Genomic DNA, 18,943 nt, shown 5'->3' with positions numbered 1-18,943 from the left:
TTTTTACTATTGATTGATGGCAATGAAGTTGATGGTGATGAAGGGATATAAAGTATATAAACTTTGAATTCTTCGGCTGTAAAAACCCTTGATAAGAGGAAAATAATCATTGAGTAAAATGAATTGGATGAAGTTCAAACACAACTTTTCTTTCTCTTTCATGGCAGTGTAATATAAATTTGGTTCAGTCACATTATTGTCATCTCTCATATTTATGGGTGGTCTGAAAATATCTCTATTGCCACATCTTACCTTATAAACAAGGAAAGAATTTATCAGTTTTCCATCCACTGATATTAGTCTATGGAATATGAAATGAATAAAAATAATAGGTGATACAGGCTCTAATTTAGGGTGGTAATAACACATTTGGCTTTTGACTTAAGCAACTCCCAAATTTAGAGTCCAGATACAATATTTTATTGCATTAGTTGTATACCAAGATGATTTCCTTATTATGCCTTGTCGTGTATGTCAGTTAATTAAGTTATAAACACCTAAATATCTGAATCATAGTCTGCAAAATTAGCATGAAATTATGTACTGGTAGCTTGGTTTTTTAGCAGGTTTCTCCCCAAATCTAATCAGTAGTTACTCTGACTAAGAAATTAGGCAATAAGTGGTAGAATTTGAAATATACACAAACTGGTGTGAGTGAGATTAGAAAATGGCTCAACTATTAATAACTAAATTAGTATTGAACGCATTGAGAGTCAGCCCTATTGTTCTAGCAGCTGTCTTCGGGACAACTAATCCTGCTGTCGCTGGGGAAATTGACTCAACATCCCAACTATCCCAGGAATTTTCTACAGGGATAGGTCAAGTTACCTCAGTATCACAGTTTTCAGATGTGGAGCCTACAGATTGGGCATTCCAGGCACTTCAGTCTTTAGTTGAACGTTATGGGTGCATTTCTGGTTATCCCAACAGCAGGTACCGTGGAGAAGATACCTTAAACCGTTACGAGTTTGCTGCTGGTTTAAATGCCTGTCTGGATAGGGTTAATGAGCTAATTGCCACTACTACTGCTGACCTTGTTACTAAGGAGGACTTAGCCACCCTACAAAGATTACAAGAGGAGTTTTCCGCTGAGCTAGCAACTATACGCGGCCGAGTGGCCTCTTTAGAGGCGCGTACTGCTGAGTTAGAAGCAAACCGTTTTTCCACTACTACAAAGCTAAAAGGGGAAGCAATTTTCGCTTTATCTAGTGCATTTGGCGATGGTGGGGCTGATACTGATAATGATCCTACTAATAATCCTAAATTAGAAGATAATGTTGCTTTTTCTAATCGGTTGCGCCTAAAGTTATTAACCAGTTTCAATGGTACAGATCGCTTGGAAACCCGTTTGAATACGGGTAACATAACTAAGTTTGGGCCTAGTGCAACTGGCACAAGCATGACACGTTTAGGCTTTGACAGCAATGATAATAATAATGTTGAGCTTGATAAGTTTAATTACGCTTTTAACATGAGTGACAGTATTCGTATCAAGCTTGAAGCTACAGGTGCATCAGTTGCCGATAATGTCAACGTCTTTAATCCTCTTTGGAGTAGCGGAAGTTCTGGCGCTATTTCTCGCTTCGGGCGTTTCAGTCCCGTTTATCTTCCTAATAGTGGGGGTGCTGGTGTTACCGTTAACTTTAACCCTAAGGGTAATATTAGCTTTGATGCTGCCTATATGGTACCTGGAAATAATAGCTCCAACCCTGCTGATGGTAAAGGTATGTTCGATGGTTCTAATACTTCCTTAGCCCAGCTTTCATTCAAGCCTGATCGAAAACTAGGTATAGGTCTTGTATACTCGCGTGCCTATCAGAGTGGAGATCAAGTAGACTTGACAGGTGGTGTTGGTAGTGGATTTGCTTCTAAGCCATTTGATGATGTTGCTACCACTTCTAACAACTATGGTCTTCAGGCATCCTTCAGGGCTACTGATAAAGTTATTGTGAGTGGTTGGGCTGGTCTAACTGATGCTGAGGCAGAATCTGGTGGGGTAGACAAGAAGGGTGCAGATGCTGATATTTTTTACTGGTCTGCCAACGTGGGTATTAAAGATATTGGAGGAACAGGTAATGTTTTAGGTGTGATTGTTGGTCAGTCACCCAAAGTTAATGATAACTCCATTGCCACTCGTGAAGATAATGATACTTCCTTCCACTTAGAAGGTTTGTATAAAATGAAGATTTCCAATAGCGTTGTTGTGACTCCTGGTATGGTTGTAATCTTCAATCCCGAACATAGCAATGAGAACAATACCATATATGTAGGTACTGTTCGTACAACACTCAAGTTTTAGTTTGAGAACTTGTTAGAATCTAAAAGGCCCACTAATAAGGTGGGCTTTTTAATATCAAGAAAACTGATAAATGAATGTAGGCCATTCATTTATCAGTTTTCCTTGGGGCTAGTGGAACCGGGTCATAGCCACCAGGATGAAAAGGATGACATCGAGAAATACGACATATGGCTAGCCATCCACCATGGCATATACCTAATTTTTCAATAGCTTGGATTGCATACATGGAGCAAGTTGGTTCAAAGCGACAACTTGGTGGGAATAAAGGAGAAATAAAGGTTCGGTAAAATTGAATTAACCAAATTAATAATAATTTCATTGCTATCAACCAAATCGGATAAAGTGTAGGAAAGTTTAGTAATATGGAATGGTAATTGCTGAGTCTATTTCCTCAATTGGGATCTCTCCTGTCATTGTGGTTGCAAACTTGTAGCATTGGGTTATGGATGTTACTTGTCATCTTAGTCGCATGGTGTGTAAGCTATTTCACTTCTGCTAACTCAGAAGTTATTCGCAAAATAGTTCATATTGGTACAGGTCATGTTATTCTAATTGCCTGGTGGTTAAATATCCCTTCTGGTGTGGGTATAACAGCATCAATTTGTGCCTGCATTGTGACTTTGTTATCTTATAAGTTACCCATTATTCCAGGGATTAACAGTGTAGGAAGAAAAAGTTTAGGTACTTTTTTTTATGCTGCTAGTATTGGCATCCTAATTACTTATTTTTGGCATTTACATGAGCCCCAATACGCAGTTTTAGGAGTCATGGTGATGACATGGGGGGATGGGTTGGCAGCCTTAGTTGGCCAACGTTTCGGTAAACATAAGTACAAAACACTAGGGAGAGAAAAAAGTTGGGAGGGTTCTCTCGCTATGTGTCTTACTAGTTGGATAGTTGCTTCACTGATATTAATTACAGTACAGGGTAATTTATGGCAGATTTGGATGATATCTGTGGTAGTAGCATTAATAGCTACTGCACTAGAAAGCCTCTCGTTCTTAGGCATCGATAACCTAACTGTACCCTTGGGTACTGCGACTATAGCTTTTGCACTAACTAAAATATTAGTGTAGCAGTGGAGCTAAGAAGCTGTCACTGAGGTTAAACATAATGAGCTTCTAAACATAAACAAACTTAAATTGGGATTACATACTGACCATACATTAAACAAGTACAGTAACGAATGGGGGTAGAGGGACTTGAACCCTCACGACCGTTTAAGGTCAACGGATTTTCATTCCCTTACAGCTTTCACTGCTACCTAATTATGTCTTTTATAGACATTAGGTTTTGAGAATTGGACTCTCTCTTCACCCTCGGCTTTACGTTAGGGCGGCTCCCGTCGAGTCTCTGCACCTTTCTTGTTAACTCTTCTGTTATTTACCATCTGAATTATCGCAATTAGAAGGCAAAGTTCTACAAGTAGTCAACAAGACTTGGCTCAGGATTGCCCTGTCTGACGCCAGATTTAGGTTTCCCTGAGTTTGAGAGCTTACACTTACAGGATTTCTCCTCTAAGGCTCAAATAAATTAAGTCCGTAGCGTCTACCATTCCGCCACACCCCCAGGTAAAATAAATAGGAATGTATTATTTTTTTAGTTTATAAACACCCTTTACCTATCTAAACACTAAATGTATATTTTGTCCAATAAAAACATTTTTTTATTGTTGGGTTCCTAGCGATTTTAGAGAAAGACTCCAAAATCAAAAACTTGTTTTTTGCAATGTAATAAAATTACTTTTTCCATTATGGGTAATTAACGAAGAAGTAAGATATAGAGAGTTTATATATGTATGTGTGGTGTAATATTCTATGCAGGGAATCAAGGAATGGGAAAATACAAAAAATCATAAATTGATACGGAGACTGTCATCATGGTAAATGACCTTGGAATAAATAGGACAATTATTTTATAGTGCCAATTCTGAAAAATACGCTGAAAAATTCAGGATTTGACTACCCTAATTATTTTGAAGGGTATTATGATAGATGTTGATTTGAGACTTAAATGGAGCAGTATTTCAGTAATATGATTGATGATATTATTCTTTGATATTCCTAATTAATCGCTTAAAATCTTCAAAGAGGTTATGTTTAGAGTCAAACATTCCTGAAAAATATCCCGGCTTTAATTAAATTGAAGATTTGTGATTTGGACTCAGAAATTAAATGAGGATGCAGAAAATCATAAAAAGTCCTAACTACTAGTTTAAAATTTCACAATATAATTATTGTACTTTAAACCAGTGAATTTTGCCTAAGCATTTTTTCGCTGAATGAAGTATGCTCAGGCTATTCACAATCTGTTTAGGATAGTTATGTAATAGATTATACGCATTGTTAAATAAAATTCATAAGTTTGCATAAATGCTTTCCAGCATCATTGGTTATTTACTAATAAGGAATAGGCTTTGTCAATACTCTGCTTTTAGCAAACTTGTTTTCCTTCTTTCTTTAGAGCTCATAATAGCAATTCCCTTAGGTGTTATTCTATATCACTTCTATATAGGACGTATGGCTTGGTTTATCGGTGGTGCTGTGTCTGGTAATGTGGTATTACAGTTTAGCCACCTATTGTTTCATAATCCACAGCCAAATCACCTTTCTAGGAAAATTGGCTTGGTTTTAGTGGGTATTACAACTGGTTTTGCGAGTATTCATGGTGACCTGTCAAAAAATATATACACCAGCATACCTATTTTTGTATTTTTAACTGTATTCTTGCTACTATGCAGTACTGCAATTGGTTACATCTATTCTCGTCTGAGCAAAATCAATATCCTGACAGCAATACTTGCCACTGTACCTGGTGGAGTGGGATTAATGGCTGCAATAGCTGCAGATTATAATAGGAATGTAGGTCTGGTTACCTTTACACAAACAGTTCGAGTTACATCTGTAATAATCTTAATTCCCTTGCTTGCCCGAGTCTATAGTAGCAGTTTTCTTGACTTGCCAATTCCACAAAATATTAACTATTATAGTATACAGGCTGATAACTTAGGGCTGTTAGGATTACTGCTGATAGTAGCGGTAATTTGTGCATATGTAGCACGTTTATTTAAAATACCAGCAAGTGATTTCTTTGGACCTTTACTAGTTGCAATCTTATTTAATACTACTCTTAATTCATTACCGTTTGTAGATTATATTGAATTCACTCCACCTAGCTTCATCCAGTTGATTAGCCAATTGCTACTAGGAATTAATATTGGCGAATACTGGGGACATAATTTTCAATTTGGTAGAAAGAACATCACTTATGCCTTCATCTGCGTTATTTTGACTCTAAGCGCAGGGATTGTCTCTAGTTTATTGGCAATGTACCTGACATCCTGGGATTGGCTAACCTGTCTGCTAGTAACCGCACCAGGGGGATCAGCAGAGATAATCTTAGTTGCCTTAGGATTAAATCATAACGTGGATATTATAACAGCAGGTCACCTGGTGCGTTTGATTATAATCAATGCTTTTCTTCCATTATGGATTTTTTTATTCCGTTGCATCGACAATTATTCTGGGCCCAGAATAAATTAATTCTAACTTAGTTGTTTATCTAGTAAATATAGTGACAGTTTGTTTTTACAAATGCACATACTCTTGAGCATACAAGTTTGAACAATTGAAATATTAGATAAGAAACGTCTAATACCATAATTTTCTGGAAGGTTATCTTACTCATAATGCACTTTTATTTATTGTTAAACTATCTTAGGCTAGTATCATTTTAGGAGTTGGATAATTGTTTGATGTTACTATAGATTTCTTATTTGATAGAACAAATTAATTGAATTGAATAGAGCCTATTAACTAGTAGGCTATAAATTTATGCTTTTGATTGTAAAAGATCTACTTCCAAATTAGCAGAACTATTTCATATTTTTGTTATGAAATAGTTTACATATAAACTCAAAGTTATCAGCAGGGCATAATAACATATCACATAACAAAAGGAATCAGATCAGGCTCATTTTTAAGTGAGAAGCATTTCTGCATGAATCAGCAACTATTTTTGAAAAAGCTAGAGCGATTACCAGAATTTTTGTTAACTAATTTATTTGGATGGATGCCATCCATTCTTTGTGGACCAAAGGTTAGAAAATTAACATACCGCTTACTTTTTCCTCGATTTCCCCATAAAGTATTTATTGAGCATAATGTTGATTTATTTGGTACTCACTCCATAGAAATCGGTAATGGTGTATATATTTTCAAGGGGGCACGTTTAGATGCACGTGGGCACAGAAATAATCGCCTGTGTTTGGGAAATAAGGTCGCGATTGAACGTAATGTAGAAATTGGTTTTCTGGATAATACCAATATACATATTGGCCAGGAAACCTTCATCGGTCCTAATGTTTGTATTGGTGGTCCTGGAGACATAAAAATTGGTGAACGTTGTTTAATCGCTGCCCATACAGGCATCATTGCTAACAATCACAAATTTGATAATTTGTCTATAGCTATCAAAGACCAAGGTGTTACTCGTAAGGGAATTGTAATTGAAGATGATTGCTGGTTAGGTCATGGAGTTACTGTATTAGATGGTGTAACAATTGGTAGAGGAAGTATTATTGGTGCGGGAGCAGTAGTAACAAAAAGTGTCCCTGCTTTTTCCATTGCTGTGGGAGTTCCTGCAAAAGTTATTAAGAGTAGGAAAAATCAGGAAGTATTATCCTGTAATTAGTTAGATATGAGGTAGTTTTCTGGCTTATAGTTGCCTGATATTGGGCAGGGAAAAGAAAACCTTGACTTTTAGAAAATTATTTTAGTGATAATTATTTTTCATTGAAACTGCCATCCTTGAAAATATTTGGGATAGGAATATTTAACTTTTCTAGCCTTATGCTTATCAAGCATTTACTCATTTATAATTTTTAAGGGGTAAATAGCTAAATTATTTCTAACCAGGAATATTTCTAAGTCATTAATGATAGCTAATGCTAAAGGTCAATACTAAACTGCTAACATAGGGTATCAAAAAATTAACAATATTAAGTAAAGTCAGACAAGTTCTCTTTTTCTTGTATTGTAAAGATGGAAGTCATTATTATACATACAACTGGAGTATTCCCATGTTGACTTTAAAGGTAGTAGTTTATATCGTCGTTGCCTTCTTTATCAGTATTTTCATTTTTGGTTTTTTGTCTAGTGATCCATCACGCAACCCTGGGCGCCAGGACCTGGAGTAATTGGCAATAATATTTTCAGCCCTCAGCTACCACCAGGCTAGTATTTACTGGTATAAGTGCCTTGGGAATGAAGAAATAGATACACAGTGAAAAACTACGGATTAGCTATCACCGTCTTAGGGAAATAACTTGTCGGAAGGCAAAACAAAATCTCATTTATTCTACCTTCCGACTGCTCGTCTGGCTATATGCTCTTGACTAATTGTACTGAAATATGCTCAACGCGTTTCTGCCATACTTAGTACCCCTTGTTCTGGGGACTTCAAATGGCAGCCAAAACCTAGCTCTTAATCGGTATAAAATTATTGGCCATCACAACCAATACTCTTCAACTGATACAAAAAATAGAAATAAAAATAATTGTCCCTTGTCTCTTCAGGTTTCTGACAATATTCCTATAAATGGGGTTACTAACTACAAAAGTTTATCGACTTCTAGTAGCACCCGGAAAATATTTACACCTGGGATTCCTTCTTCAATAAGGCTAGGAAAAGCAGAAAATTTAAGGAATCATTTATGTGTAGATTATAGCCTCGTAACTACTTGTGGCTGTTTCAGCAAAAGTAAGAAAATGCTGCCATTAGAAGATACGAGAATTATGGAATCACCACCAATAACTGTCAATCTCAAAAATTCACTTACAACCAAAAATCCTATAAGAATTAACTTTAACTCTATGGCTGAAGGACGACTAGGCACTATAAATTTTAAATCCCGACAGCCAATATCTCGAGCAAATCAATCAAAAACTTCACATACCCGGAAAACTACATATAATTCACTAAATAATCCACAAAAAGGAAAATCAGGGAATTTGTCTCTGCCCACCAGACTGTTTATAGAAGTGACTTCTGATCGTCAGGAGTATGATGAGCCAAGACGTATAATCACTGCCAAAGGTAAGGTAATTGTCCGATTTAATGGATCAATACTGGCTGCTGATCACCTACAAGTAAACTTGGGTGATTTCATCGCCACGGGAGAAGGGAATGTGTCTTTGGCAAGGGGTAATCAGTTACTTAGGGCAGATAAGTTTACCTATAAATTTATTCAAGACCGAGGAAAACTGCAAAATGGTAGGGGGGAAATATTTATACCCACAGTTGGTAAGGATTTTTCCTTTTTGGCTACTGATGTAACAACAGGGAGAATTGTCGAACCAATTAGTGATCGCATTCGTGTTAGACAACCCCTAAAAGCCAGTAGTCCTGGAGCTATTAATTTCAATATTGGCGGTGTAAATAATGTTAGTAACTTGCCCAAATATAAACAAGGGGGAACAGTTAATAAAATACGATTTGAGGCTGCATGGATTGATTTCTATCCCCATGGTTGGAATGCCAGAGATGTAAAACTAACCAATGATCCTTTCTCACCTCCAGAGTTGGAATTGCGGGCAAAAAAAATTACCCTCACACGTAAGTCTCCTTTGAAAAACAAGATTAAGACCCAGGGACAAAAATTAGTCTTCGATCAAGGTTTGAGCTTGCCTATCCCTAAGAGCTCCCAAACTATTGACTATCGGGAAAGAAATGTAACACCAATTTTAGTTTCTTTCGGTTTTGATGAAGATGAAAGGGGAGGCTTATTTTTAGAACGTCGATTTGAGATCCTGAATAAAGAAACATCTCAGTGGAATATAACCCCACAATTTTTCACCCAAGAAGCTATAAAAAAAACAAGCAGTATTGCTTCTGTCTTTGGGCTAAAAAGTAAACTAAATATTCAGTTTGATCAAAGATCAATATTGGAAGGTTATGGTTCCCTTACAAGTTTTGATTCAGGAGAAATTCAGGAGAAATTAAGAGCTAATATCCGTCTTCAGCGAAAGTTTGGGAACCTTCAAAAGCCCCATAAGTTGTCTATGGGATTCAACTATCGTGAACGGATTTTTAACAGTAATTTGGGATTTCAAACAATCCAAAGTAGCATTGGTAGTACAGTAATGTCCCCAGTAATACATTTAGGCAAAGGTCTTAATTTAAGCTATCAAACTGGAGCCCAATATGTTACAGCTGATACTGATCGCCAAGAGTTGTTAAATACAATCAGGAATAATAATCTAGTTTCCCTGATAAATTTTCAAGGTAGTGCAGCTCTTAGTGGAGGACTATTATTATGGCAAGGGAAAGGACTACCACCAACGGCAAAAGAGGGATTACAATATACACGGAATCCAGTAGTTCCCTTTATAAGATTATATACAGGGGTGACTGCCACTGCTAATTTATACAGTAATGGTCACAAGCAAAGCACTATAAATGGAACTATTGGCTTGCAAGGCCAGTTTGGCTATTCCTCTAAACTATTCTCTGACTATACAGGTTTTAATATCAGTTTTTCTCAAGGTATAAATAGTGGAGTATCACCATTTTTATTCGATCGCGATATTGATAAAAAAGTATTAGGTTTAGGTGTTACTCAACAGATATATGGCCCTTTACGTATTGGCTTTGAAACTGCTATTAACTTGAATACTGGAGAAAGCAGCACTACTGACTACATCCTGGAATATAGTCGGCGGACTTATGGGGTTACTATTCGTTATAATCCTGTCCTAGGACTAGGTGCAGTTAATTTTCGGGTTAGTGACTTCAATTGGAATGGAGGAACTAATCCTTTTGCTCCTTCAGAAGTAAGACCTGTTATAGGTGGGATAAAACGTAGTGATTAGGCATAAACCTATTGGATAGACGGAAAGGGAAGTTAGTGCCTTTTCAAAAGGGGATTTAATTAAAGGCTGAGAATTAGTTTGTAAGTAAACATTGCACTGAGGATATAAATCGACCTTTTCATTCTTTTCATTGATATGACAGTCTACCACTTGTTTATAGGGCAGTTTTTCTACTTCAGGCTTTCCAAATAAAGTATATATAAATATCTTGGTGGAGTTTTGAAAAATAATTAGAGATATAGGAAGAAATTAACAACAGGTAGAATATCAAAGACCTAAAAAATTTTATGATTTTTCTAATTAATCTTAATAATACTTGCAGTAATATGCCTGCAGTTTTCGGTACTATCCTATTAATAATATTTCTCAAAAATCTTAAAAGGTAAAACAAAAAATACATTTAGGAACTGTCAGAGAGGTTATTACTAGTATTGCTTTATTCCCCATTTCCCTTCTCCTCATTAAGGAGAGGGAATGTTTTAACTGGGGTAATAAGCTGACTGTATTAAATCCAATTGGGGACTATTATATTCTCTTGGTAGTAGGTGTAGGTGTAATGTTTGCTAATCTGCGCCTGATTAAAAATTTATAGCAACCTTCAAACTAGAGGGTTTACCAAGATTTCCTTCTAGTACAACTCCACGTTGATTAGCATGAAGATGGCGAACAATCATATACATGGACTCAATTTTTTCTGGCATGCCAACTTTTTGGGCTAATAGTTCTAGCGAGATAGGTACCTTCTCCTTCTCCAGTACTTTCATTATACTTGATTGCAACTCTAGGATAGCCGCGGCTGCTTTTTTCCCTGCTTCTACGCCTGGCTGATGATAAGCATTAATATTTACTAAGTTTGCATATAAGCCCACTGCACGTTCGTATAGGGCAATTAAGGCCCCTACTGTACGAGGACTTACCTGTGCAATCGTCAGTGTAATCGAGTCACGATTGTTTTCGTACAAAGCCTGTCTAGTTCCTTGAAGAAAGCCAGATAGATAATCTCCAGAAGTAATTCCTGGTTCAACTTCCATAGACTTTCCACAACGGTCTTCTAACACTTCAACTATAGTAGCAAAGAAGTTAGGTACACCTTCCCGTAATTGCTGAACATAGGCATGTTGGTCCGTGGAACCCTTGTTACCATAAACAGCAATACCTTGACAAACGGTATTTCCATCTAGATCTTTTTCTTTGCCTAAGGATTCCATAACAAGCTGTTGCAAATACCGACTGAATAGAAGCAAGCTATCCTTATAGGGCAGAATAACCATGTCCTTTTCGCCTTTGCCATTACTTGCATAGTACCAAGATAAAGCCAGTAAAGCTGCTGGATTATTATGTAATTCCGGAATACGGTTTGCCTCATCCATATCCTTTGCCCCTCGGAGCATCGCACGGATGTCAATACCCTGAAGAGCTGCAGGAACTAAACCAACAGTTGATAATTCTGAAGTACGTCCACCTACCCAATCATACATGGGGAACTTGGCCAACCAATTTTCTCTAGTAGCAATATCGTCTAATTTACTACCAGCCATCGTAATGGCAACAGCATTGTTTGCAAAATCCAAATCTTTTTCAGCAAATACCCTTTTAACTTCCATCATTCCATTGCGGGGTTCGGGAGTTCCCCCTGATTTAGAAATCACTAGTACTAAAGTCCTATGTAGGTCTTCGTCTAAAGAACTAAGGGTACGATCTATACCTGTGGGATCAGTATTATCAATAAAGTGAATTGCTAAGGGTGGCTTATTGGGAACTAAGGCTTCAGACACAAATTGTGGACCGAGGGCTGAACCACCAATTCCAATAGAGAGAATATTGGTAAAAAGAGGTGCTTTGGGTGGATGTATTTCACCGGTGTGGACTTGTTCGGCAAATGCTTCAATTTTCTCGATGCAATTGGCAATTTCTTGGGTAAGTTCTGGAGTTGGTGCTAAATCAGGGTTTCGTAGCCAGTAGTGGCCCACCATACGATTTTCATCCGGATTAGCCAGTGCCCCGTTCTCTAATTCTGTCATCTGGGTAAAAGCATGCTTAAACTTCAGACTGCATGCCTCCACAAAGGCATCATCAAAGCGCATCCGGCTTACATCCAAATACAAACCTAATCCTTCGTGGAAATATAACCATTGCTGGTATCTTTGCCAAAGTGCCTTAGCGTCCATAAGGAAATATCAAGTAGAGTGATTTTCACAAATAAGTTTAAGCGAAGGATAGCTTTTCCCCCTGTCCCTCAGACACAGTTTTCTATATTGATTCAATTATCCTCCATAAAGTAGGAAGTTTAAGGATTTAAACATGGTTATCTTTTTCAGACTTGAAATTTAAGCGTTACTATAGTTATACGCAAACTCTAAAATATGGGGATAAAAAATATTTCCACAATGAAAAATTGAAGAGAGGAAGTAAAGCCCTACACATATACTCGGAGTAATTAAGAAAACTATAAAAATTGTTAAGAATCGACAGTCAAACCAGTTTCAAGCTGCCACAATTTGGAGCAGAGTAAAAAATGGGAGCCATGACAAGAAGTTTATGATGGAAAACAAGCATCACTGACAATAACCATGTTATCCAAGATACATACTACAGGAGTCACTATAGTTAAATAATATTGTTCGATGATTAATACAAGATTTGTGTTAATCACTATATATACTATATGGACTTTACATCATGATCTGCTGGTAAGTCTTCAGAATTTACTGGTAGTTTTTTATTTCTACTTGTGGTATTTTACCTACCAATATGTTTTTTGTCCCTGCTAAATAGAAAACCTGTTATTGTAGTATTCTGAGTAGTGATAACTAAAAACAACACAAGGCAAGATAATATCCCCGTTTTTTTACCATAAGTTTTGATTAATTAGGTGATTATAATCATAAACACACTAAGAATCCCTCAAAACATATCCTACACGACGTACAGTTTGAATTAAACGTCTTCCTCCCCCATTTTCTATTTTTAGGCGTAAATAGCGAATATAAACTTCAATAACATTAGATTCCCCCATAAAATCGTAACCCCAAACATGTTCTAGGATTTGCCCTCTTGTCAAAACTTCATGGGGATGTTCCATAAAATACTTAAGTAACTCAAACTCCTTCATCGTCAAATCTATAGTCCGCTTGTTGACACTAGCGCGTCGGGTACTAGTATTTAGTAACAAATTCCCAAAGCACAATTGTTCAGAAGTATTAGTACTAGGTTGTAAATATAATTTCACTAATTGCAAAAAATCTTCAGAACAATATGGTTTAAGACAATAATCATCAGCTCCAGCTTCTAAACAAGCTACTCTGTCTTCTACCTCATCCCTTGACATTAAAATTAGTATAGGAGATGTATTACCATGATGACGGATCTTCTTACATAGAGAGATTCCTGAACCTCCTGTAAGCAAACGATCAACAATGATTAAAGCTGGTTCATACTCTTGGCTATATTGCAGGCCAATTATGGCACTATGAGCTTCTACTGGATTATAACCAACTTTTTTCAAGTCATAAGCTAATTTGTGTGCCAAGTTTTCATCACTTTCAATCACTAGAACATAGGGAATCTGAGCAAGGGTCATATCAATTTTTGACTGTTGATGACAAAATGTTGGCTGAGCCTAAATGCTAGGCTAGCAAGGTTCCCACACATACAAAACCCGGATATGAAACCTATGATATCCGGTATTAGATTTATAATTGAAGTAGAATACAGAGAAAATACTTCTAATAGTCACCTAAAACTAAGGTGATTCCATAGATGTTGGTTTAGCTATGTGTGGTACACCCCAACCTAACTTTTCTCGTAAAATATGGAAAAACTCTGGTGACTGGAGACGGATAAAACGGGTTATATATTGCGACCGCTCTAAATATACCCTATCTTTAGGTATTACATAGCAACCTCCACTACCATCAACTGTCATTACTAACCTCGATGTATTTACAGGAACAATATTCACAGGTTCCTCATTGGGGAATACTAATGTCCTAGAAGCCAGGGAATGGGGGCAAATAGGTATTAACTGCAATGCAGGTACACCAGGCAATAACACCGGTCCCCCTGCACTTAAAGAATAAGCGGTTGATCCAGTAGGTGTACAAATAATTACACCATCCGCAGCAATATCAATTGGAGCATGATTGCCCACAGCTATTTCAAAATGACACATGGAAGCTAATGGTTCCCGGTGCAAAACCATTTCATTTAAGCAAAGAGCCTCCCAAAGAACTTCATTTTCTCGAAGGACTTGTACATTTACCATTGTTCTTTCTTCAACTTCATAATCCCCAGTCAGTAAATGTTCAATTGCATGGGGCAACTGACTCACATACAATTCAGTTAAAAACCCCATATGACCAGTATTTACAGTCAAAATGGGGATGCCACAAGGGGCAACTTGACGGGATGCAGCCAAAACAGTTCCATCTCCCCCTAATACAACAGCGAATTGCATGTCAGTATCAAAACCGGGTGGTGCTAAACCTTGGATTGGAGTATAGCATACAGGAGTTTCCGGACTGGAACAGCCCAGAATACCATTTATACCAGTTGAGAGAAATACATCCCAACCAACAGTATGGAATTTCCCTTGAAGTTCCATAGCGATGCGACTCGCTACTGGTTTTGCGTTGTTGTAAATAATGCCTGCTTTTGGCACACTCAAATATCCAAATTATCTAGGCAATGCTCCACATTATTTTATCCTGATAAATTTCAGACAATCTAGTCCAAATTTAAATTTAGTGATTTTTGTAGTAATCATTTGGAAATAGTTGAGAGTTGATAGTATTAACAAATATTTTTCATACTTGTTTATAGGATTTGCGCCAAGGGGGAAAAAGGAGATTAACTTAAAGTTAAAATACCGAATTATTAATTATTGACATTCTTAAAGGGAGACTTTTTCGGTTTTCTTATTCCTGTTTTGGCTTTGTTGTAATCTAATTCCTTCAGCTTTTTCATAATTCGGTTAAAATAATCTTGCAAATAGCCTTCCAAGGTTGTGGTTTCTTTTGCATCTAAACCAAATACTTTATACACATCCTCCATGGAGGCATCAAGGGGCTTTCCATTAGCAATCACCTCCGCAAATGCCAACCTATCTGCTACATTCCAACTCCATTGGAAAAAGCGTAAACTATTGCGTACAGCCCGAAGTAGGCCAATAGGCATTCTGGTAATTTTTACCTCTTTTCCTGATAATTTTTTGCAAACACCAATTATTTCTTCTGCACTCCAAGCATAAGTCCCCACTATAGGGAATATTTTATTCTTGGTTTCCTCCACTGATAAAGCCCTAATAACCAACTTTGCAATGTCTTGAGTATTCATATAAGCGATGGGGGAAGATTCCCCAGTTACCCATACTGGCTGTTCTTCTAAAATTGGAATTCCATATTGGCTAATCAAACCCTGCATGAAGCCAGCTAAACGTAGGATAGTGTAATTTAAGCTTGACTCGGCTAAAAAAAGCTCTGTACAGTGCTTTATCTCCATTAAAGGTACTTCTGGATATTTATCAGCATTTAATATGGACAAAAAAATAAAATGGTCTACATGAGCAGCCTTAGCTGCATTTATCAGGGCAACTTTACCCTCCCAGTCAACCTGTTTAACACTTAAAGAATCTGTTGGACGGGCTGTGGAAGAATCCACGACGGCAGTTACACCTTCCAAAGCAAAAGGCAGTGTTTCTTTTCGACATAAATCTCCCCATACCAGTTCAGCTCCCCATTCTTTCAGAAAAGCTGCTTTTTTTGAATTTCTAACTAAACAGCGTACTTTATATCCCTCATCAATAGCATGACGAGCTACTTGTCTTCCCAAGGTGCCAGTAGCACCGACGATTAATATTGTCATGGGATTATGTAACAACTAGTAAACTTTTATGAAAAATCTTACTATTATAATAGTACCTGTAAACACTCAGTTCATAAATAAGCCAGTCATGTTCTTGTATTTTAACTAAATTAAAAGCCCACTCAGTAGGAATGGGCTATTTATTGGTTTCTCTATTTGCCTTATTTGCCTTGAATTTTGAGTAATAATGTACCCACAGTCCAACCAGCAAAGATCAAACTGAAGGCTAATATTCCCACATTAAAAATTTCACTGCCCATGGGTGTAATTTTCCTTTATGAATGGTGTTACCAACTTTGTTAGGTTTAGAATTATCCTTACTCCTAGTAATGTTTAAGAAATTACTAGGAACCGAGATTCATTCAAGTCATTAGTGCGCTTCATTGTTGAAAAATCAATATAAAGGCATGAAAGTAGTGTAAATTATTTTCAATTGGTTTGGCAGCTCATCTTACTAAAACTAAATTTGCATGAATATATTACAGTGGTTGATTATAAGCTGAAAATTAATAGTAAGTGGTTAAAAGTATTTCTAATCTTACCCCTTAGTTATAATTTCTCTGCATTTCTCCTATATTTAGATCTTGCCGGTGCCAACTAATTATTTGGGGAATATGGAAATTGAAAAGACTTGTAACAAATTCAGGATACTAAGACACTATGCAATCAAAGTTAGAATAATTTGAACCTTATAACGTTAAGGTTGTCTTACTTGAGGGTAAATGTCTATAAGTGATAAGCTTATATTAAAACAATTTTTGATTTTAAATTAAATATTCTCTATAGAAGTTTTCTATCACCAACGGGTGATTTATATACTATTAACTAGTATATAAAAATATATATAGCTCATGAAACAGTATCAGAAAATAAACTCTTTTATTTTTGTTCAAAGTCTGTAACTATCCTTCAATAAGGTAAACTTGACTGGTACATTTCACCTTGCAGTTACACTTAGATCTATCAAAATCCAGGTGTATTTACCCCATCGATAGTATTTTCTGAATATGCAAGTAAAACACAAACTAGAAGTTTGCAATATGCTACAAGCTTTTCAGTGATTTTCACAGCTCACAAGCTAGAAATTAAAGAAACCCATATTATTTTAGTAGTACTTGAGAACGTTAAACTTATTACTTTAGCTTCAAATGTTATTTATCAGACAATATTATATGGTTAACCTAAATACAAATTGACAAATTATCTTAAAAAGATAGAGTTTACAACGATGATGCGAGTTAATTTTTAATCCTAGCAGAATGAAATTTTAAATGTCAACATAAACTGTTAATAGTTTATAATTATTTATTTTTAATTGGACTAAGCTGAGATTAGAGAAAGTAGATAATAAGAAAGCAATGCTGATTAAAGCTTAACTATTAAACATTATTAAATCAATATATTACGAGTAAAAATAATTTAAGATATTAACCAAAATATTTGTATTGCAAAGAATATTTCTCCAAATTAATTAATATCACTACATCTACAATTATTATAAATATCCCTATCAGTTGAGGTCAATACAGTAGCCAATGATGACATGAATGACAATGTGTTGACTAAAATATTCAATTTTGCTTTACAAGTAAAATTCTGTATTGCTATAAACTAATAGATAAATATTTTTTAATTAATTCAATAACCTACAAGAACTAATATAGGCTTACTAAAAGCATGTAGTGTTCATCTTCCAAAAGAATTTATTAAATAGTTTTACTCTAATCTTGAATATTTGCTTTTTAACACTAAACGACTCAAAGCGGAGAAAAGATCCAAGAAAATATTTATTAATAATCCTGAACATTCCATATTTTCAAAAAGATTATCTATTTACTTTTGTCTTTATATTCCTGTATATTCCTTGAATATTACAACCGCCACCATCTTCTTTGGATATAGCGAAGAAAACCGAAAAAACCTGCCATAAAAAATAATAAACTAATCACTCCACCAGGAATAAAAGTCAAGATTGATATACCTCGTAAAATATAAACTGCAATCGCAATTCCCAAGAATATCCTAAATCCCTGAGTTAATCCACGATTTAATTTAGATTGGTTCACCATACTATAAATTATCCCCTATGTTTGCTAAACATATCACTATATTAGTCTTATATTATTCAAATAACCTGCGTCGGAGTATAGCTAGAAACTTTGCCACTGTCAATAATTAAAGTATGTCTGATATCACTCTTATAAAGTTGTCCAAAATACAGTTGATTATATTTTATAGCTTAAGTTTTATCTCCAATTTTTATGCTCTACAAAAAATAGAATTAATTAATTCAAAATTTCATATTAGCTCAACTAGCAAAAAAATATACGATATGTATCTACTAAAAATAGTAAAAAATAGCTAGCAATTTACATTTTTACTACTACCATAAAGTTTCTTGTTCATTTGATGCTAACAATAGAAATTACAACATAACTTTGAGTATTAATATTTTAGTTTTAGAGTTATAATAACAGTCTATAAATCAGACAATTATAATTAGTAAATTAGATAAATTCATTAATAAATTTATACTCAATAACTATTTGAGTATAAATTACTTATGTAATATATGATTACTATTGTATGTTACATAACATGGTTATTATAATTCTATAAATTAAAGCCAATTATAAAAAATATATTAGCAAATATTGCTTTTATTATCTCTATCAATATTATTAATCATACTTTTGCCATAGCCAAGTAATTTAAAATCTTAGGGAATTACAGAGAATAGAAAATTAATCAACAATTAGGTATCAATGGAAAAGACTGAGCTGCTTTAAAAAAAATAGATATCTGCGTATCAATTCTCTAATTTAGCCAATAAATATTTTGAAATACTTTTATTAAAACCCTGGTATTCACTATCTTTTAGTTTGTACTAAAAAGCAAGTTTTTCTATCCC

The 18,943-nt window shown here is 35.5% G+C and carries 13 protein-coding genes; 6 read left to right on the top strand and 7 right to left on the bottom strand.

What is annotated here, in order from left to right:
- Positions 1-667: 667 nt before the first annotated feature.
- A complete protein-coding gene (locus RINTHH_RS02885) occupies positions 668-2,299 on the top strand; it encodes an iron uptake porin (protein ID WP_008232672.1) in 1,632 nt (543 codons plus the stop codon).
- An 85-nt stretch (positions 2,300-2,384) separates the two neighbouring features.
- Here the strand turns inward: RINTHH_RS02885 and yidD are convergent, their stop codons facing one another.
- Positions 2,385-2,618, bottom strand: coding sequence for a membrane protein insertion efficiency factor YidD (yidD, locus tag RINTHH_RS02880; RefSeq protein WP_008232670.1), 234 nt, complete (start codon positions 2,616-2,618; stop codon positions 2,385-2,387).
- A 55-nt stretch (positions 2,619-2,673) separates the two neighbouring features.
- Between yidD and RINTHH_RS02875 the strand changes: the two genes are divergently transcribed.
- The 5 genes from RINTHH_RS02875 to RINTHH_RS02860 all read left to right on the top strand — a co-directional run bounded on the left by RINTHH_RS02875 (position 2,674) and on the right by RINTHH_RS02860 (position 10,170).
- Positions 2,674-3,375 (top strand): diacylglycerol/polyprenol kinase family protein, encoded by a 702-nt coding sequence (locus tag RINTHH_RS02875; protein ID WP_044304448.1) that lies wholly within the window; start codon positions 2,674-2,676, stop codon positions 3,373-3,375.
- A gap of 1,443 nt (positions 3,376-4,818) precedes the next feature.
- Entirely contained in the window at positions 4,819-5,841 is a 1,023-nt protein-coding gene (locus RINTHH_RS02870) for an AbrB family transcriptional regulator (RefSeq protein WP_196794872.1), read from the top strand.
- A gap of 457 nt (positions 5,842-6,298) precedes the next feature.
- Positions 6,299-6,991, top strand: coding sequence for an acyltransferase (locus tag RINTHH_RS02865; protein WP_008232658.1), 693 nt, complete (start codon positions 6,299-6,301; stop codon positions 6,989-6,991).
- A gap of 388 nt (positions 6,992-7,379) precedes the next feature.
- Positions 7,380-7,496, top strand: coding sequence for a photosystem II reaction center protein I (locus RINTHH_RS10340; protein ID WP_008228778.1), 117 nt, complete (start codon positions 7,380-7,382; stop codon positions 7,494-7,496).
- Positions 7,497-7,710: 214 nt separating this feature from the next.
- The gene (locus RINTHH_RS02860; protein WP_044304447.1) at positions 7,711-10,170 is read left to right on the top strand and encodes a DUF3769 domain-containing protein; all 2,460 of its coding nucleotides are present in this window, start codon (positions 7,711-7,713) and stop codon (positions 10,168-10,170) included.
- A gap of 578 nt (positions 10,171-10,748) precedes the next feature.
- On the opposite strand, the gene RINTHH_RS02855 is transcribed toward RINTHH_RS02860, so the two are convergent.
- The 6 genes from RINTHH_RS02855 to RINTHH_RS02830 form a co-directional block, all read right to left on the bottom strand.
- Entirely contained in the window at positions 10,749-12,338 is a 1,590-nt protein-coding gene (locus RINTHH_RS02855) for a glucose-6-phosphate isomerase (protein WP_008232649.1), read from the bottom strand.
- A gap of 725 nt (positions 12,339-13,063) precedes the next feature.
- Complete coding sequence (gene nblR, locus RINTHH_RS02850) at positions 13,064-13,750, bottom strand: response regulator transcription factor NblR (RefSeq protein ID WP_008232647.1); 687 nt, start codon at positions 13,748-13,750, stop codon at positions 13,064-13,066.
- A 162-nt stretch (positions 13,751-13,912) separates the two neighbouring features.
- The gene (locus RINTHH_RS02845) at positions 13,913-14,830 is read right to left on the bottom strand and encodes an NAD(+) kinase (protein ID WP_044304446.1); all 918 of its coding nucleotides are present in this window, start codon (positions 14,828-14,830) and stop codon (positions 13,913-13,915) included.
- Positions 14,831-15,045: 215 nt separating this feature from the next.
- Positions 15,046-16,032 (bottom strand): SDR family oxidoreductase, encoded by a 987-nt coding sequence (locus RINTHH_RS02840; protein ID WP_008232642.1) that lies wholly within the window; start codon positions 16,030-16,032, stop codon positions 15,046-15,048.
- Between the two features lie 161 nt (positions 16,033-16,193).
- Positions 16,194-16,292 (bottom strand): cytochrome b6-f complex subunit PetM, encoded by a 99-nt coding sequence (petM, locus tag RINTHH_RS02835; RefSeq protein WP_044304445.1) that lies wholly within the window; start codon positions 16,290-16,292, stop codon positions 16,194-16,196.
- Between the two features lie 1,611 nt (positions 16,293-17,903).
- Positions 17,904-18,101 carry a hypothetical protein gene (locus tag RINTHH_RS02830; protein ID WP_008232638.1) on the bottom strand — a complete coding sequence of 66 codons (198 nt, stop codon included), beginning with the start codon at positions 18,099-18,101 and terminating at the stop codon, positions 17,904-17,906.
- Between the last annotated feature and the right edge of the window lie 842 nt (positions 18,102-18,943).

This window comes from Richelia intracellularis HH01 (assembly GCF_000350105.1).
Classification (GTDB): Bacteria; Cyanobacteriota; Cyanobacteriia; order Cyanobacteriales; family Nostocaceae; genus Richelia; species Richelia intracellularis.
Note: the sequence above shows the minus strand (reverse complement) of the source record. Positions and strands in the feature narration are given on the sequence as shown.

What these genes read in the sequence shown, in the direction of transcription:
- RINTHH_RS02885 (WP_008232672.1), top strand. Translation starts at nt 668, where the DNA reads ATGGCTCAACTATTAATAACTAAATTAGTATTGAACGCATTGAGAGTC.
- yidD (WP_008232670.1), bottom strand. Translation starts at nt 2,618, where the DNA reads ATGAAATTATTATTAATTTGGTTAATTCAATTTTACCGAACCTTTATT.
- RINTHH_RS02870 (WP_196794872.1), top strand. Translation starts at nt 4,819, where the DNA reads ATGGCTTGGTTTATCGGTGGTGCTGTGTCTGGTAATGTGGTATTACAG.
- RINTHH_RS02865 (WP_008232658.1), top strand. Translation starts at nt 6,299, where the DNA reads ATGAATCAGCAACTATTTTTGAAAAAGCTAGAGCGATTACCAGAATTT.
- RINTHH_RS10340 (WP_008228778.1), top strand. Translation starts at nt 7,380, where the DNA reads ATGTTGACTTTAAAGGTAGTAGTTTATATCGTCGTTGCCTTCTTTATC.
- RINTHH_RS02860 (WP_044304447.1), top strand. Translation starts at nt 7,711, where the DNA reads ATGCTCAACGCGTTTCTGCCATACTTAGTACCCCTTGTTCTGGGGACT.
- RINTHH_RS02855 (WP_008232649.1), bottom strand. Translation starts at nt 12,338, where the DNA reads ATGGACGCTAAGGCACTTTGGCAAAGATACCAGCAATGGTTATATTTC.
- nblR (WP_008232647.1), bottom strand. Translation starts at nt 13,750, where the DNA reads ATGACCCTTGCTCAGATTCCCTATGTTCTAGTGATTGAAAGTGATGAA.
- RINTHH_RS02840 (WP_008232642.1), bottom strand. Translation starts at nt 16,032, where the DNA reads ATGACAATATTAATCGTCGGTGCTACTGGCACCTTGGGAAGACAAGTA.
- petM (WP_044304445.1), bottom strand. Translation starts at nt 16,292, where the DNA reads ATGGGCAGTGAAATTTTTAATGTGGGAATATTAGCCTTCAGTTTGATC.
- RINTHH_RS02830 (WP_008232638.1), bottom strand. Translation starts at nt 18,101, where the DNA reads ATGGTGAACCAATCTAAATTAAATCGTGGATTAACTCAGGGATTTAGG.